The 18,272-nt window shown below is 33.6% G+C and carries 15 protein-coding genes; 9 read left to right on the plus strand and 6 right to left on the minus strand.

Going from position 1 to position 18,272, the window contains the following annotated elements; genetic code table 11:
- Positions 1 to 111: 111 nt before the first annotated feature.
- The 9 genes from F6P99_RS13015 (at position 112) to F6P99_RS13055 (ending at position 12,147) form a co-directional block, all read left to right on the plus strand.
- Positions 112 to 1,617, plus strand: a complete 1,506-nt coding sequence (locus F6P99_RS13015) for a T9SS type A sorting domain-containing protein (RefSeq protein WP_152287932.1) — start codon at positions 112 to 114, stop codon at positions 1,615 to 1,617.
- Between the two features lie 152 nt (positions 1,618 to 1,769).
- On the plus strand, positions 1,770 to 4,820 hold the full coding sequence (locus tag F6P99_RS13020; protein WP_152287933.1) for a chondroitinase family polysaccharide lyase: 3,051 nt from the start codon (positions 1,770 to 1,772) through the stop codon (positions 4,818 to 4,820).
- Positions 4,821 to 4,906: 86 nt separating this feature from the next.
- Positions 4,907 to 5,905 carry a TRAP transporter substrate-binding protein gene (locus F6P99_RS13025; protein ID WP_193316083.1) on the plus strand — a complete coding sequence of 333 codons (999 nt, stop codon included), beginning with the start codon at positions 4,907 to 4,909 and terminating at the stop codon, positions 5,903 to 5,905.
- Between the two features lie 8 nt (positions 5,906 to 5,913).
- Entirely contained in the window at positions 5,914 to 6,375 is a 462-nt protein-coding gene (locus F6P99_RS13030) for a TRAP transporter small permease (protein WP_226913086.1), read from the plus strand.
- The gene (locus tag F6P99_RS13035; RefSeq protein WP_152287934.1) at positions 6,375 to 7,670 is read left to right on the plus strand and encodes a TRAP transporter large permease; all 1,296 of its coding nucleotides are present in this window, start codon (positions 6,375 to 6,377) and stop codon (positions 7,668 to 7,670) included. Before F6P99_RS13030 ends, F6P99_RS13035 begins: the two co-directional genes overlap by 1 nt.
- Before the next feature lie 183 nt (positions 7,671 to 7,853).
- Positions 7,854 to 10,259 carry a TonB-dependent receptor gene (locus F6P99_RS13040; protein WP_152287935.1) on the plus strand — a complete coding sequence of 802 codons (2,406 nt, stop codon included), beginning with the start codon at positions 7,854 to 7,856 and terminating at the stop codon, positions 10,257 to 10,259.
- Between the two features lie 5 nt (positions 10,260 to 10,264).
- On the plus strand, positions 10,265 to 11,080 hold the full coding sequence (locus F6P99_RS13045; RefSeq protein WP_152287936.1) for a DUF4249 domain-containing protein: 816 nt from the start codon (positions 10,265 to 10,267) through the stop codon (positions 11,078 to 11,080).
- A gap of 39 nt (positions 11,081 to 11,119) precedes the next feature.
- The gene (gene murQ / locus F6P99_RS13050; protein ID WP_152287937.1) at positions 11,120 to 11,932 is read left to right on the plus strand and encodes an N-acetylmuramic acid 6-phosphate etherase; all 813 of its coding nucleotides are present in this window, start codon (positions 11,120 to 11,122) and stop codon (positions 11,930 to 11,932) included.
- A complete protein-coding gene (locus tag F6P99_RS13055) occupies positions 11,929 to 12,147 on the plus strand; it encodes a DUF6095 family protein (protein WP_152287938.1) in 219 nt (72 codons plus the stop codon). Before murQ ends, F6P99_RS13055 begins: the two co-directional genes overlap by 4 nt.
- Here the strand turns inward: F6P99_RS13055 and F6P99_RS13060 are convergent.
- The 6 genes from F6P99_RS13060 to F6P99_RS13085 all read right to left on the minus strand — a co-directional run bounded on the left by F6P99_RS13060 (position 12,144) and on the right by F6P99_RS13085 (position 18,270).
- A complete protein-coding gene (locus tag F6P99_RS13060) occupies positions 12,144 to 12,641 on the minus strand; it encodes a DinB family protein (RefSeq protein WP_152287939.1) in 498 nt (165 codons plus the stop codon). The genes F6P99_RS13055 and F6P99_RS13060 overlap by 4 nt on opposite strands.
- A gap of 81 nt (positions 12,642 to 12,722) precedes the next feature.
- A complete protein-coding gene (locus tag F6P99_RS13065; protein ID WP_152287940.1) occupies positions 12,723 to 14,177 on the minus strand; it encodes a lipopolysaccharide biosynthesis protein in 1,455 nt (484 codons plus the stop codon).
- Position 14,178: 1 nt separating this feature from the next.
- Positions 14,179 to 15,261 (minus strand): non-hydrolyzing UDP-N-acetylglucosamine 2-epimerase, encoded by a 1,083-nt coding sequence (gene wecB, locus F6P99_RS13070; RefSeq protein ID WP_152287941.1) that lies wholly within the window; start codon positions 15,259 to 15,261, stop codon positions 14,179 to 14,181.
- A complete protein-coding gene (locus F6P99_RS13075; RefSeq protein ID WP_152287942.1) occupies positions 15,262 to 16,542 on the minus strand; it encodes a glycosyltransferase family protein in 1,281 nt (426 codons plus the stop codon). It lies immediately after the preceding gene.
- Complete coding sequence (locus tag F6P99_RS13080) at positions 16,539 to 17,780, minus strand: glycosyltransferase (protein ID WP_193316084.1); 1,242 nt, start codon at positions 17,778 to 17,780, stop codon at positions 16,539 to 16,541. The genes F6P99_RS13075 and F6P99_RS13080 overlap by 4 nt, the downstream gene beginning before the upstream one ends.
- Positions 17,767 to 18,270: a methyltransferase domain-containing protein gene (locus tag F6P99_RS13085; protein WP_394349544.1), complete on the minus strand. Its 504-nt coding sequence runs from the start codon at positions 18,268 to 18,270 to the stop codon at positions 17,767 to 17,769. Before F6P99_RS13085 ends, F6P99_RS13080 begins: the two co-directional genes overlap by 14 nt.
- Positions 18,271 to 18,272: the final 2 nt, after the last annotated feature.

Genomic DNA, 18,272 nt, shown 5'->3' on the forward strand with positions numbered 1-18,272 from the left:
TAAAAAAACAACGAACATTTCACCCCTCAAAATAGACACGCTACCCCCCTACTGAGAATGCAATAACCTAATAATTTTGTACAGACATTAACCATATAAAGCTTATTAATTATGCGAAAAATTACATTATTTAAATTCTTTTTTATCACAAGCTTCCTGATAAGTTCGACAGTATTCGCTCAGAACGTGATTTATTATCAAGATTTTCAATATTTCACTAACTCTGGATTTAGATCATTTGCTACAAGCAATCCTGATGGAGAAACTTTGGAGGCTTCATCTGGAAACGCCCTTGTTACAAGAAAAACTGGATCAGGAGATATTGCACCTGAAACAACTTTAGGTTATACTCGACCTAGTACAACTATTCCAGATGGAGGAAGCAGAACAACAACAAGTGTTAAAATCGCGGGAAACTATGGTAGTAACAATTTAAATGCAACTGTTTGGGTTGTAACAGATGAAGTAGATATTTCGAATTACGAGAATATGACTGTTTCTTTCGCTACTAAAAATGCCTTCAAAGAGGGGACTAGTTCAAATACATTCAAAGTAATGATAGCAAAAAACTACACAGATGGAACTTCACCTGATGATGTATCATTAACTTGGATAGATGTCACATCCGACATTGTAGATTCAAACAATGATGGCAAAGTATTTGGAAATGATGGTAGTTTCGCCTACACTTATATTGATCTATCCGATTATATTGATGACGCAGGTTCAGACAAATTTGCACTTGCTTTTAAATATGAATTCACAGATCCAGGAGATTATGATAGTCCTACACAACCAATAAGAAACGGTGTTTGGTGGGTTTCGGATGTTCGTTATTATTCTACCCCTGTCGATGTTGCAATAGGAGCATTCTCAGCATTAAACACAAGTGCAAGCGGACAAACAAATATTTTTAAGGCTCCAACTGCAGCTATTTCAAATGCTAATTTTTCTAACAGCGGTACTGCTAAATGGGACGCTATTTTTGTAGATGATAACAGTGTTCCTAGATTAGCCGATGGTGTTGAGGCTCCAGTCAACGAAGGGTATTTATTCGAAGTTGCAGGAGAATACAATCCTATTTTAGTAAGCGAGGTAAGACATAAACTTGCAAATGCAACTTCTTCTAAAGGAGCAACTGGAGATTCTGAATGGATAGTTCAAGCTAGTAACGACGCAAGTAGTTGGACAACAGTGAGTACAGTAATAACTGTAGGATCTAATTCTGCTGACGAACGTACAACAATACTTTCTACTGCTGAAGCATATAGATATTATAGGTTTGTTTTGAATGGACCATGGACACCTAACCAAGCATATACAGCCCTACAACAGTTAGATTTCACAACTGCAGATGAAACGGCTTCAACAAATAATACTATTGATACTTTCAATTTATCAGTTTACCCGAATCCTTCAAATTCACAAATAAACATCGATGTAAAAAACAACGATGCGATTACAAGGGTTAATTTGATCGATTTAACAGGTAAAACAGTTTATTCAAATAACTCAACACAAACTATTGATGTCAGTAACTATGCGAAAGGAATTTATATTTTACAAATTTCAACAAAAATCGGTGAGTCTTCTAGTACCAAAATAGTTGTAAAATAATAGTCAAATGTTTAAGCAAAAAAGCCTCTATAATTTATAGGGGCTTTTTTTTATGAGTATTCTACCCCTTCTTGAAGAACAATATTCCCCACGGTAAAAATTTTAAACTGTGTTAATTTTAACATCTATTCATTTAACATTAACTTAGAATTATGAATCATTCGATATTCCAAATAAATAAATTTCTTTTTGCCTTTGCATTTATTGCACAAACAATTATAGCTCAGAATTCGTATACACCTGCGATAGAATCTTTTGAATACGACACTTCTTTAGATTATTATTCTAATACAAATGGCTCTACCCTATCTACAAGTAAAGAACACCATAAATTTGGAAAACAATCATTAAAATGGTCATGGACCGCTCCAGGAGCAATTTCTACCAAAAATTTCAGAATTTTAAATATAGATGAGAGTCCACTTAAATACGGAGATCATTTTCCTGCTAGTCCTACCTTGTCATTATCTATATACAACGAGGTTGCTCAAAATGAAAAAATAAAAGTATCCGCAACAAACAATTCCAAAAAAGAAATTTATTTCGAATTTGAAATAAACTTTACGGGTTGGAGAACCATTTGGGTTCCCTATTATGAAATGCAAGGTGCAGCTCCTGCGAAAGGTGAAGATTTGCAAATAGATAATTTTTCTATTAGCACTAATGCAACAAACGGAACTCTATATTTTGATGATATAGTTTTCTCTCAATATCAAGATGATCGTCATTCATACCCAGATAAAACGGTACCTTTTATAAAATCAGACAAAGAACCAGGTTCCGATCATTGGATGCCTTTGTTAAAATACATAGATTTTATCAACTCTGTTCAACAATTAGAAATATCAAAACAAAAAATATCTGATTTAAACTCAATTGAAAAAAAATTAGATAATTCTATAGGAACCCATAAAAAAACTCGCGTCAACATAGGAAAAATCAGAGCTGAATTTGAAAAATTAAAGCTTGTAGATAATGGTAAAACCGTTTTAGGTCCGCCAATGAATTTCAAACAAGAACAAGTATATTATAATAGCAAACAACAAGGAACTATCAAAGGAAATGAAATAAATGATTTAGGTAAATTGATAAAAAACATTGGTAAATGTTATCATTCTGCCTCCACAGCAGAAAAAGAAGAACTTAAAGACATGTTTTTAATGGCTACCAATTATTATTTAGATCAAGGTTGGCAAGAAGGAGCTTCTGGAGGAACAAGACATCATATTGGATATAATGTAAGAGAATTGGCAGAAGGTTTCTTTATGTTGCGTAAAACACTGCAAGAGTCAAACCTTTTAAAAGAAGTTGGAGGAAGTCTACAATGGCTATTCAATGTTGGTATGGTTTTGGACGATGAAACCAAATTTCACGTAAATCTCGACTATTTAAATACACAAGCCTATTATCATTTACTACTGATATTTATGGTTGAAGACTTGAACAAACAGGCAACCATACTAAGTGCATATGCAAATTACATAGGTATTACTCTTGGGCAACAAGATCAAGAATGGGGCTTTAAAATCGATGGTACTGCTTGGCATCATAACGGTCATTATCCGGCCTACGGAATGGGAGCATTTAGAAATGTACCAAGAATCATTCAAACTTTATCAGGCACCGAATTTAGAATTTCTGAAAAAGGACATGCGAATTTTAAAAATGCATTTTTAGCGACAAGAACATACAGCCAAAAAATGGATTATGGTTTTGGAAATGCTGGTAGACATCCTTTAGAAGATAATAGTATCAAATCTCTGAAAACGCCCTATCTACAGATGGCTTATTCTGGAAACCCTGAAGGAACGGAGAAAATCGATAGAGAAGTTGCCAGTGCTTACCTGAGACTCTGGGGCAGAAGTGATGCTTTAAACCGAAAAACTTTTACAAGTCTAAACAATATACAAGAAGAAAATTTAGATGGATATAAAACATTTCCATATGCTGCAACAGCCGTCCATAGAAGAAATAATTGGGCAGCCATCATAAAAGGATATAGCAAATATGTTTGGTCGTCAGAGATTTATGTTGGTTCGAATCGCTATGGTAGATATCCTGCAAACGGAACCATACAACTTTTGAATGAAAAAGGAGAGGCTGCAAGTGGATTCAAACAAAAAGGTTGGGACTGGAATAGATATCCTGGTGCAACCATTATTTATCTTCCTTTTGATGAATTAGAGCCTAACACTCCCCTATTAATGTTCCGATCAGCAGAAACATTTGCAGGAGCAGTTACTTTAGATGATAATGGTGTTTTCGGTATGGTTTTAAATGAATCAAAAGGATCTAATGCCGATGGAAACGAAGTTAATGTTGGTTTCCCAGGCAAGCTGAAGGCTAAAAAATCTGTATTTTCTTTTGGTGATAAATTAATTTGTATCGGTACAGGTATCTCGAGCATTGATAATGAAAATCCCACACAAACAAACTTGTTTCAAACTTCAATTACGAAAGCTAATCCTCCTACTTATACCAAAAAAGATAAAAGTATCACAAAGTCATCTTACGAAAAAGAGTGTGGCAATTGGGTAATTGACACCTATGGTAATGGTTATCATATCTTGTCTGACTCCAAAGTAATGACCGCTAGAAAAGAGCAATTTTCATATCATAATAAATATTCCGTTAAAACAGGCAAAATGGATCCTAAAGGAAAAGGACAAAAAGAAACAAAAGGAAAATTTGCAACTGCTTGGATAGAACATGGAATGAACCCGAGCAATGCATCTTATCAATATGTAATCTACCCTTTTCTAAAACAAGAAGAAGTCAAAAATTTTGGAAAAAAAATAAAAAAAGACAATTCATACGATATACTACAAGCGGATGATTTTGCACATATTGTGAAAGATAAAGAGACCAATACTGATGCTTATGTCATTTTCAACGCCTCGGAACCTATTAAACATGGTTTAATCACAGAAGTTTCTGAACCAGCTTTAATTATGTCTAAACAACTAACCGAGAAATCGTACGAAATTTCAATAGTACAACCAGATTTAAATTTTGAACAAATAAAGTCCAATCGATATATTAATAACAGTAGATTGGTTAACCTCAAAATTACGTTGAAAGGAATATGGTCGCTTAAGTCGGATCCAGCTGTTAAAAATATTTCTACTGAAAATGGAAATACAGTTATCGAAATGGTTTTTCAACATGGATTAAAATCTGCCTTAAAGTTAGCCATTAATTAGATTTACTGCATTCAAAAAAACAAATACAATCGATTGTATTCTTGATTTCGTTTACTATATTTACAAAATATTTAAAACTAAAAACTTTGAAGCCAAAATATAAACATTTCAAGATTACAAATCTTCTGTCTGCAGTATTGCTTGTTGTTTTCACATACTCATGTGATTCTATACAACAAACAAAAACTATCAAATTAGCCCATGGGCTAGACATGAACCATCCCGTTCATAAAGCGATGGAATTTATGGCCACAGACCTAGAGAAAAGATCTAAGGGTACATTGAGCATAAAAATATATCCAAACCAACAATTAGGTAACGAAAGACAAACCGTCGAGCTTTTGCAAATCGGGAGTTTAGGAATGACAAAAGTTTCTGCTGCCGTTATGGAGAACTTTGCACCAAACATGAAAATATTTGGGCTTCCGTTTTTATTTAGAGACCGAGCTCATGCTTTTTCTGTTTTGGATGGGGAAATCGGACAAGAACTTTTAGATGGAGGTAAAAAATATTGGCTAAAAGGTTTAGGATACTACGACTCAGGGAGTAGAAGTTTTTACACGAAAGAAAGACCTATTGAAAAGCCAGAAGACTTAAAAGGATTAAAAATTAGAGTTATGGAAAGTGTCACTGCAATGAATATGGTGAACAGTTTAGGTGGCTCTCCTACTCCTATTTCTTGGGGTGAATTGTATACCTCTTTGCAACAAGGTGTTGTAGATGGTGCAGAAAACAATCCTCCTAGTTTTTATTTATCAAGACATTATGAAGTTTGTAAATACTATTCGTTGGACGAGCACACCACTGTACCTGATGTTCTAATAATGGGAACTCACCTATGGGATAGTTTAAATGAACAAGAAAAAAAATGGGTGCAAGAGTCGTCTACGTCTTCTGTCGTATATCAAAGAGAACTTTGGTCGAAAGCTGAAACCGAAGCTTTAGAAGAAGTTCAAAAAGCAGGAGTTAAAATCTTTAGACCAGACAAAAGTAAATTTCAAGAAAAAGTAACTTCTATGTATGAAGACTACATAGATGACAAAGAGATATACAGTTTAATACAAAGAATTCAAGCAGTTAAATAAAAAACATAATGAGAAAAAAAGTAGATAAATTTTTAGGTTCTTGTTTGTCTATAATTATGGCTATTATGGTTGTAAATGTATTGTGGCAAGTATTCACGAGATTCATTATTGGTACGCCAAGTTCTTTTACAGATGAACTTGCTCGATATTTAATGATTTGGGTTGGAGTTTTAGGTGCTGCCTATATTTCTGGTCGAAAAATGCATGTTGCAATTGATATAATTCCATCAAAACAAAAAAAATCAAATCAAATCAAGATAAAAGTATTTGTAAATATTTTGATCATATTGTTTTGCTTTGGAGCGCTAATCATTGGTGGAATCAGGTTGGTTTATATAACTTATATATTAGACCAACACTCTGCAGCACTGCAAATTCCTCTTGCTCTCGTATATTTAGTGATTCCAATCAGTGGAGCACTAATTATTTTTTACAAAATTTCTGACATCATCAATAAACAAATATTATAATGGAATACATACCAATAGTTATTTTAGTCTTAAGTTTCATCAGCTTTTTATTGATCGGTGTACCCGTAGCTTGGAGTATCGCTATTTCTTCACTATTAACCATGTTCGCAAGTATTCCGGTGTTACCTGCCCTAACTACTGTTTCACAAAGAATCGGTACTGGATTAGATAGCTTTGCGCTACTCGCAATCCCATTTTTCGTTTTATCAGGCCAACTTATGAACAAAGGAGGTATCGCTCATCGACTCATCAATTTCGCAAAAACATTGGTTGGTGCTCTTCCCGGAGGATTGGCATTAATTAATGTTATCGCAGCAATGTTGATGGGCTCTATTGCTGGTTCAGCAATGGCTTCTGCATCGGCGATGGGAAGTATTCTCGGACCTGAAATGGAAAAAGAAGGGTATTCAAAAGAATTTGGTGCAGCGGTAAACATTACCTCTTCTACCATCGGATTGATCATCCCTCCAAGTAATGTATTGATCGTTTACTCATTAGCTAGTGGAGGCGTTTCGATTGCTGCTTTATTTGTTGCTGGTTATATCCCTGGTATATTAACAGGTCTCTTTTTAATGCTTGTTGCCTCTTTTTGGGCGAAGAAAAAAGGTTATAAACTTGGAGAAAGAAGCACTTTTAAATCAGTAATCAAAACTTTTTCAGGAGCATTTCCAAGTTTAATGTTATTGGTTGTTGTTATTGGAGGAATTGTAATCGGAATATTCACAGCTACAGAAGCTTCTGCAATAGCCGTTTTATACACACTAGTTCTAGGTTTCTGGTACAAAGAAATTAGCCTTAAAGATTTACCTCAGATATTATTAGATTCGTGTGGTACTACCGCAATTGTAATGTTGTTAATTGGTGCTTCAATGAGTATGTCATGGGTAATGTCGTACGAAAATATTCCTCAAAATATTTCTGAAGTTCTTTTGGGAATCAGCGATAATAAAATTGTCATCTTATTAATTATAAATTTCCTATTACTCTTTGTTGGAATTTTTATGGATATGACACCTGCCGTATTAATCTTTACCCCTATTTTTTTACCAATTATCACAAAATTAGGCATGGATCCTGTTCAATTCGGAATCATCATGGTTCTTAATCTTTGTGTTGGTCTTTGTACTCCACCCGTTGGTTCTGTATTATTTGTGGGAGTTGGAATAGCGAATACAACTATAGAGAAAGTAGTGAAACCATTGCTTCCATTATTCTTTGCTATGATTATTTCTTTATTATTAATTACATACATCCCAGCATTAAGTCTTTGGTTACCAAGTCTATTTGGTTTGTAGATTTAACTACAACAAACAAAAAAAGCTTTTCTTAATCGGAAAGCTTTTTTTGTTTTGCACTTATCTCAAAATACTATAAACAAAAACAATACATAAATAAACAAATATCATTCAAGAATAGTACCTATAAATGATCGTATTTTGTATTTTTGTTTAACATTATTTAAATTGTACTAAACATTTATGAAAAAATATACACTGAATTTTGTTTTTTTACTGCTTACAACATTTATGTACGCACAAAAAACTTACACATTAAGTGGTGTAATTTCTGAGAAAAGTAGTGGTGAAACACTTATAGGAGTAAATGTAATTTTCACAGAACTACAACGAGGAACCGTTACCAATGGTTATGGGTTTTACTCTATCACTCTTCCCGAAGGAACATATAAAATCGATATTAGCTATCTAGGTTATAAAAACATCAGTAAAACGATTGTTTTAAATTCTAATGTCAAAGAAAATTTTAATCTAGAAATTGCAAGCGAGCAAATAGATGAAGTCATCGTAAAAAGTAATAGCCCTACTTTCAGTTTAAAAAAACCTGAAATGAGTGTACACAAAATAGGTGTACAAACCATCAAGGAAATGCCAGTAGTATTAGGAGAAGTAGATATAATCAAGTCTATTCAACTCTTACCTGGTGTAACTAGTGTTGGTGAAGGTGCTTCTGGGTTTAACGTACGTGGAGGTGCTGAAGATCAAAATCTAGTTTTGTTAGACGAGGCAACCCTATATAGCTCTTCTCACTTGTTTGGGTTTTTCTCAATATTTAATGCCGATGCCGTTAAAGACATTAAGTTATATAAAGGAGGTATCCCTGCTAAATATGGAGGACGTGTCGCATCTGTATTAGATGTACATCAAAAAAACGGAAACAAACAAGAGCACCACTTCACTGGAGGACTCGGATTAATTTCAAGTCGTTTAATGGCAGAAGGACCGTTGCAAAAAGGAAAAAGTTCATATTTGGTTGCTGGTAGAGGATCGTATGCACACATATTTTTAAAATTCAACCCTGAAACAAAAGACAATACGGTTTACTTTTATGACTTAAATACGAAATTGAACTTCGATATTGATGATAATAATAAATTATATGCCTCTGGATATTTTGGAAGAGATGTTTTCACTATCAATAATTTTTTCACAAACTCTTACGGAAATCAAACATTTAATGTAAGATGGAATCACTTATTCTCAGACAAACTATTTTCAAATCTAACGTTGATTTATAGTGAATACAAATACTTTTTAAATTTAGATTTTATTGGTTTTGATTGGGACTCAGGTATACAGAACTTTCACCTGAAGTACGACTTTAAAAATTACATTTCAGACAATTTTACACTCTCTTATGGATTGAGTGGAATTCATTATCATTTCAATCCTGGAGAAATTACACCAAGTAAACCTGAATCACCTATCAACCCTGATAAACTGGATCAAAAATATGCTATTGAGCCAGCTATCTATGCAGAAGTTGAGCAATCACTATCTGAAAAATTCTCAATGAATTATGGTTTGCGAATCAGTTCATTTTTTAGAATGGGTGGTCAGAGTATCTATACATATGAAAATGACGAACCTATATCCTTCAACCAAGAAATCGGTGTCTATGAGGAAGGTGTAGTAAATGGAGCAAATGAGTATGCAAGAGGTGAGGTAATTCGTACGTTTTACGGTTTTGAACCCCGATTTTCAGCATCTTACAAGCCCAATGACAACAATGCTTTCAAAGCGAGTTATAACAGAATGTTTCAATACATTCACTTAGTCTCAAATACAGTTTCTGCTGCCCCATTAGATGTATGGACACCAAGTGGTACTTATATTGAGCCACAGATTTTAGATCAGTATGCTATAGGATATTTTAGAAATCTTAAAGATGGAGATTATTCTATTGAAACCGAATTATATTATAAAGACGTTCAAAATCGTTTGGATTATAGAGATGGTGCAGATTTGATTGCTCAAAACCAAATTGAAACTATTGTCTTAAGTGGTAAATCTAGGGCCTATGGTTTAGAACTTTCATTAAAGAAAAATGTCGGTAAATTTAAAGGGTGGATTAGTTATACTTTGTCAAATACTGAGCAAAAAGTTGAAGGTACTCAACCTGGTGCAACAGGTATCAACAACGGAAATTGGTACAAATCACCTTACCACAAATTACATGACATCTCAATTACAACAAGCTATAGCAACTCATTAAAGTGGCGATTTGGAGCGAACTTTGTATATCAATCAGGTAGGCCCGTTACCTATCCTAATGGACAATATACTTCTGCTATTAATGGAGATTACAACAACCCAAGTTCAAATCTTAGTGTTCCAATCTATAGCGACCGAAATCAATTTCGATTGCCAAGTTATCATCATTTAGACATTTCTGCTACGTACACCCCGAAGCCAAATAGCACCAAGAGATGGAAAGGTGAATGGGTATTTAGTATTTACAATTTATATGGTAGAAGGAATGCTGCCTCGATAGATTTTAGAACAAACCAAGAAACGGGTAGAAATGAAGCTGTACGAACATCAATTTTTGGTTTCACTCCTTCGTTTACTTATAATTTTAAATTTTAGTCGTGATGAAATATATATACATATTTATAACAATATTACTTTTTACATCATGTGAAGATGTTATTGATTTGCCTTTAGAAGAAGGTCCTAAACGTTTGGTGATTGATGCAAATATAAACTGGCAAAAAGGAACTTCTGGGGCAAATCAAAAAATTAGGCTAACCGAAACAGCAGGTTTTTACGATCTAACTGTACCTGTGGCAACTGGTGCAACTGTTACCGTGACTAGTGGAGCTGGTACCGTTTTTCCATTTACTGAAGAAGGAAACACAGGTATTTATTCAACAACTACTTTTTTACCTGAGATTGAAGAAACTTATACACTTTCAGTTAATTACAACGGAGAAACATTTACCGCAGAAGAAACTTTAAAGTCCGTTTCGGAAATAGTTTCTATAGAACAATCTATTCAACCAATTTTTGGAACCGATTTAATTAAAGTAGAATTCTTCTTTCAAGACCCAGAAGGAGAAGAGAATTATTATATAAATCAATTCAACTACCCTGGTTTTTTAATTGATACTTACGGAGCCAGAAGTGATGAATTTACAGATGGACAATTAAATAGTGTCTTTATTCAAGATGAAGATTTAGTACCTGGACAAAAACTTACATTATATTTTTATGGTGGTTCCAAAACATATTTCAATTATTTCAATTTATTGTTAGATCAAATTGAAGCTGGAGGTCCTTTTGCAACACCTCCAGCTGAAGTAAAAGGTAATGGAATTAACATAACAAATCCTGACAAAAAGCCTTTAGGTTATTTTAGGTTGTCTGAAATGGTGGTTGAAGAATATGTAATCCAAGAAATTGAATAAGAATCAAGAGATTTAGTACTTTTGATAAAAACATCAAATTTGGATTTTTTAAAAACTACGGAGCAAAGTTCTCATTACAATAACTTAGAAAACATGTCGGCAAGTGAATTGCTGACACACATCAATAATGAAGATAAAACAGTGGCAGTCGCAGTGGAAAAAGCCATTCCACAGATTGAAGCCATTGTAAAAGAAATCGTTTCAAAATTAAAAACTGGTGGTAGATTGTTCTATATCGGAGCTGGAACTAGTGGAAGATTAGGAATTTTGGACGCCTCGGAATGTCCTCCTACTTTCGGAGTAACTCACGAACTTGTGATGGGCTTGATTGCAGGTGGAGACACAGCAATAAGAAAAGCTGTTGAAAACGCCGAAGACGACACGAATCAAGGTTGGAAAGACTTGCTTGCCTATAATATCAACTCAAATGATGTTGTGATTGGAATCGCTGCTTCCGGAACCACACCTTATGTGATAGGTGCTTTAAAAGAAGCAAATAAATCAGGAGTAACTACCGGCTGCATTACGATGAATGAAAACAGTCCTTTACATTTAACTGCAAAATATCCTATTGTTGCAGTAGTCGGGCCAGAATTTGTGACAGGAAGTTCTCGTATGAAAGCAGGTACTGCTCAAAAACTAATTTTAAACATGATTAGTACTTCTACCATGGTATTATTAGGAAAGGTAAAAGGGAATAAAATGGTAGATATGAAACTTTCTAATGACAAACTTGTTGACCGGGCCAAAAGAATGGTCATGGAAAACCTAAACGTATCACTCGAAGAAGCCACTATACTTATAGAAAAACATGGCAACGTTAGAAATGTTCTTGAAAAATATAAAGCATGAGTACTAACCCACCAAATATAAAAAAAGGATTGAAGTTTGTTTTCGGATCGATTCCTTTTATCATCTTAGCTCCTATTTTAATGAATATTGGTTTTTCTGCTATTAAAAAGGATGAAAATTATATAATAATTACTATTGCCTTTGTGATCGCAATTATTGCAATAGGGTTTGTAATGAATGGGATTAGACTTGTTTTGAAGGCCTTATTTCACTAAGAAATTACCGGAACTTTTTTTGGTGTGGTAGGGTTAAAACCAAACATATCATCTGGCAATTCAATACCCAATTGATGAATGATATAACCAATACTCGCATAATGATGGATTGCATGACTATGCGCCTGTATTAAAGCAGCAGATAAAGTATATCGTGCTCTAATTTTCCCATTCCCTAAATCGTCTATTACAAAAATCGTTTGTTCCAAATCAACGTGTGTTAAGTATTTTAACTTTTCTATAGTAGAAACTATATATTTTTCACCAACTTCAATAATCTCCTCGGCTTCCTTGTTTCTTTTTCTTGCTGTTAAATCTATTTCACCACTTTCTACACCGTCAAACACACAATTAAACATATCTAAAATATGTCGTATATGTCCACCAATACTTGAATTATAGGGTTGTACAGAAGTGTCTTTGTATTGTCCTTCAGAGATAGTATTTAATAAATGGATTCCCTTTTCTAGATTACTTTCTATAGCTTTGATCATGCAATTATATCTTTACGAGGCTTTGACGTAAATATACAAATTCAATTACACAAAATTTAACAATAATATTTAGGTCAATTGTTACTTTTTAACAATTTTCGATAAAGCCATGTTTATATCTACTGATATAGAGAACTTTATCAGTAAAAACAAGTAAGGAACAGCAATACAAATACTCTTTAAAAGAATATTTATGAGTGGATGAAACGGAAAATCCCAAAATATAAATACAAAATAAAAAATGACAATCTGAAGTAAAAGCAACCCCGTTTTATTCGTAAAAGGCAGCAATTTAAACTTTTTATGAACGTAGTAAATCTTAAGGCTATTGAATACAAGTACTACTAGTAAAGTTGACAAAGCAGCCCCTACAATACTCAATAAATCGATCAAATAATGATTCAATAGAATCACAGTTATTGCCATAGCAACACCATAAGGCAATAAAATCTTATAGTATTTTGAATTAGAAATTATTGCACCGTTACCACCTAAAAACATATGGTAAAGTTTCGCTATAGAAATTGTCAAAACGACCCAAAATCCGCCTCTAAATTTTTCAGGAAGCAACTCGTACATTTCTGTAACATTCAAATTTATTAACAAAAACACAAGTCCAGAAACAGCCAATAAATTGATGGAACTTTTTTTATACAAGCTCGCTACCTCAGTCATATTGTTTTCATTTATATTTTTCGAAATTAGTGGCTGTAAAATATGTGCCATAGCTCTTCCGGGTGTCTCTACTACAGAACCAATATATACTCCAACAGAATAATAAGCTGTTAAGGCAATTGCCTCCTTTTGAGGTATCATAAATTTATCAATATCAATCAAGATAGTTCCAGCAGCTCCGGCCAGAATTATGTACAACGAATATTTTAAAATATCAATACTATTTTCTGGCAGTTCAAAGACAAATTTCGGAGGGTAAAGATAAAATGCATAGAGCATCATCAATAGCATTCTAATAAAATATGCACCCGACAAATACCATACAAACTCTTCTACTGAAATCCATTCAAAATAAACAGAAAACAGTAACACCATAGCAGCCACTCTAGAAAAAAGTTCTTTCAACAAATTACCATAAACCGATTGCATTTGTACCTTAGACCAAGCATAGAAAATTTCGAAATAAGCTGTTGCAATCGCTACGAAATAGATCACCCAAACATACTCTTTGACAATTGGATTTTCCAACGAGAGATAATTTGAAATCGATTCGTAAAACACCACTCCAACAAACCCTGAAGGAATTGCAATTAACAACGGGAGAAAAAGAGCTGTCGATAAAAAACGATCCTTTTCTAGTTTGGTTTTATAAGAAGAATAAAACTTCAGTATAGTATACTGAACTCCAAACGCTACAAAAGGCATTAATAAATTTGCTGTAGACAACAAAAAAGTTACCAATCCGTAGTAAGTATCTTCTAAAAAAGATGTGTATAAAAACAATGCATTCACTCCACCTATGGCAAAAGCTCCATAGATAGTAAGTGTATTTTTAAACGATTGTTTTAATACAATTCCCATTTTAATTGATCAACATTTTTATTGCCTCATGAATTTTTTCTCCTACTTGATTTCCAAATAAATCAATTGAAAAATCACCTTTCATTGCCAATAACTCTTGGTAGGCTAGTTTCATTTTCTTTGCGTCTGCACCTACTATTTTTGCAAAACTATTTTCAACCAACTCCACCCATTCTGTTTGTTCACGTGCAACGATGCAATACTTCTTATTGAAAAAAGCTTCTTTTTGCAGTCCTCCACTATCGGTAATAACCATAGCACAGTTTTTCAATAACTCCAACATATCGAAATATCCCACAGGAGTAATAAATCGAATTGGATACTCTAAACCATGTTGTTCTAAAATTCGTTTTGTTCTTGGATGTAATGGCATCACAACTTGCTTCTCTAAATGTATTTCAGAAAGGCCTTCAAAAATAGCTGTTAATTGTTCTAAAGAATCTGTGTTCTCTTGACGATGTATTGTTGCCAATACGAAATCATTATTTTTTAAATCAAGGTTACTTATGATCGAAGACTTTCTTTGCGAAAACTGACTGTAATAGGCAACGGCATCTTTCATTATATCACCACATTTATCCACTTTTATAGGCAATTGATCATATCCTTCTGCGGACAAATTTTTCAATGCTGTATCTGTTGGACACAGTAACAAATTCGCTATTCTATCCGTTAATATCCTATTCACTTCCTCCGGCATTTGCATATTAAAAGAACGCAATCCAGCCTCGATATGTACAATTTTCACTTGTAATTTCTGTGCTGCCAAAGCACCTGCTAAAGTCGAGTTTGTATCACCATAAACAACCACCAAGTCTGGTTTTTCATCAAGCAAAACTTCTTCAATTTTTTCAAGCATTTGCCCGGTCATAGCACCATGTCCTACCCCATTTACATTTAAATTGTATTTAGGATGAGGAATATCCATTTCTTTAAAAAACACTGCACTCATATTGGCATCATAGTGTTGTCCCGTATGCACTATTACCTCTTCAAAAAAGGCATGTTTATTTATGATACGACTTAACACTGCGGCTTTTACAAACTGGGGTCTTGCCCCTAAAATAGTAACAATTTTTTTCATCTATGCAACGGTTTGCTTAATCAGTTCTGCCAGTTTTTTCGTTATTTCTTTTCTGTGGTACTTTTCAATTCCGATAGAATTCACAGACAATCTTGTTTCTTTAAATATTTGATACATTTTAATCAATTCTGATTTCAACTGCTCTTTATCATCGAATCCAACTATAGAACCTGCTTTAGTCGCTTCTAAAATATTCGCCAAATCGCCATCTATTGGCCCTATTGCTAAAATAGGTCTTTTTGCAACCAAATACTCAAATACTTTTCCGGTTACTATACCTTTTGCGCTAGGTACTCTATTTATTGACAATAACAATAGTTGCGATTTTTTTTGATAGTTCTGAACTTCTTCATGCGGAACATAAGAAATAAAGCTGGTATTTTTCTCTAATTGATTTTTCTCAATCTCATCAGTAACGCTAGCATCTATTTTACCGATCAATTGTATTTCAAGAGCAGCAGAAAAGCCATCAATTTCTTCAGTAAGTTCTGATAAAACTTCCCACAAAACACGAGGATTTCTGTCTTCGTTCATCATACCAATATGGGTAATTGAAAAGGCAGTATCTAAGACCACTTTGTCAGAAGTTACTTCAGTATCAAAACCGTTTGATAGTACAACAGTATTACTATTTAATGCTAAATAATTCTTTCGCATCGTCTCACCAACAACAACAACCGCATCTGACTTAGAAACCACATTTTGCTCGTATAACTTGTGTTTTTCCAATGCTTTTTTTGTCAGTGGTAGTTGATGAAAATAATCTATATCTGTCCACGGATCTCTAAAATCAGAAATCCATTTAAGATTCATTTTTTGTTTCAATTTCATAGCAATACAATGCAAACTATGAGGAGGTCCAGATGAAATAATTAAATCTACCGGATTCTCTTTAAGGTATTTTTCTAAATACGAAACAGATGGTTTTATCCAAAACATTCGTGCGTCTGGAATAAAGTAATTTGCTCTAATGTAGCTACTCAATCGTCCAAACATACTTTTTTGCTGTGAAAGAAATCCAGCATTGGTCATATTTTTCTTGCCTTTAGATAAAAGGTTCACTAATTGATAAGGCTCCCATATTGGTTGCTTAAGCACTTCAATATTTGAAGGTATCTCATTTAACAAGCCTTCATCTTGTATCGAAAAATCTGGATTTTCAACAGTATATACCACTGGCGTTATGCCAAATTCTTGTAAATATTTTACAAACTTTAGCCAACGTTGTACACCTGAGCCTCCTGCAGGTGGCCAATAATATGTAAGAATTAATACTTTCAAATTTGCCAATTATTATATAAATCTAGCAATTTTTCGCTCTCTGATTCCCAATTTTCACCTTTTTTAGTAACGGCATCAAATGCATTTTGTATTTTCTGTTGATACTCCTCTATATTTGAATGAATCTCGTGTACTTTATGTGAAAAATCAAGTGAATTACCAGCTTCGAACACGACTCCTGCATCGTAAGTACCAACAATCCTTTTCAAAGGTTTACATGAACTCACCAACAACAAACTCTTACTCAACATAATTTGAAACAACTTGTGCGGTATGGTATTGTTCGTATGTTCGTCTGCATTATGTGGTATCATATTAATATTTGAAGCTTGCATGATTGCGGCTACTTCTTTGAAAGGTCTGTAACCAACAATTTCAACATGATTTTGCAATTTATTGGATTCAATCAAACCAACTAATGTGTTTTGCACATCTTTACTTCCTTTGCCAATCAGATACATTTTTGCTTCAGGAATGTTTTCTGAAACTAGTTTCATTCCCTTAATAGCTGTGTCTAGACCTCTATGTGGACCAAAACCTCCTACATATGTAATAGAAAAACGTTCTGGATCAATACAATTCTGTATTTTATTATTTTCAAAATTTTCGACAAAATCAATCTTTTCATGATTAGAAATCACGAGCATCTTACTTGAATCAACTTGAAAATTATGAGCAAGTTTTGCTTTCATTTCCTCTACAACACAAATAATCTTATCATACTTTTCACAGTATTTTTTTTCTTTTTTAGACCACTGCTTCGGATTAAAGAAAAGTGCATTTTTTAACTTGACTATCGAGCTCTTTCTCCATGCAAACCAAGTTTTCAATGCCTCTGGAAAGTTTTCATGTAGATCGAGTATCAAACCTTTTTTCACTTCTTCTTTAAACAAGTAACCCGTGCCTGCAATTGGCAAATCGTGTATATGTAAATAGTCTATTGCAAATTTTCGAAATACTTTTTTCAATCCAAAATAAAAGAAAATATTGATGTCGGTGATACTTTCTACAATGTCGTATATTCCTTTTTTTTTAAAGCTGTAATTATCACCTATTCTATAAACCAATACACCATTGATGGTTTCTTGTTTTGGCAACTCTTTTTTCGCTGGGCAAATAACTAAAATTTTCTTTCCTTTTTCAGCTAATGACTCTGCTTCTTTTCGAACTCGTATATCATTTGGATAATTTCCATCTACAACCATACAGATGTATCCATATTCGTTATCTTTCTGCATATACGGCATAGTATCTCGGTGTGAATGTTCTCAGTATCGGCCTAAAACCTATTTGTTTAATTGGACTGGTCCATTTCTTAGATGTCTTAGCATTCCAACCAGATTTTTCTAGCAACCAATCAAATTGCCAATCTTCAAATTCATGATAGTGACGATCCCACATATCGGTTTTGCTTCTATACGCACTAGCAAACCATAATTTCAAGGGTATTGTAGTAATCAACTTGTTTGCATTTATCAATTTTAAAACATTGTACGGAGCTAATAAATGCTCAAAAATCTCAAACGCTGTTACTGCATCAACCTCTTTATCATTCACAATTTCCGGCAATTCATCTAAATCTTCTCCATGCGTATTGTAAACGGTATAACCATTCGCTTCCATAATTTCTGAAAAAGGATTTCTAACACCTAAATCGAGAATTACAGCCGGAGCAGGTAATACTTCTTTTAAAAAAGCTAAGGTATGCTCATACCTTTTGTTTGGCATTG

Origin of the sequence: Flavicella marina (assembly GCF_009193215.1) — a bacterium.
Taxonomy (GTDB): domain Bacteria; phylum Bacteroidota; class Bacteroidia; order Flavobacteriales; family Flavobacteriaceae; genus Flavicella; species Flavicella marina.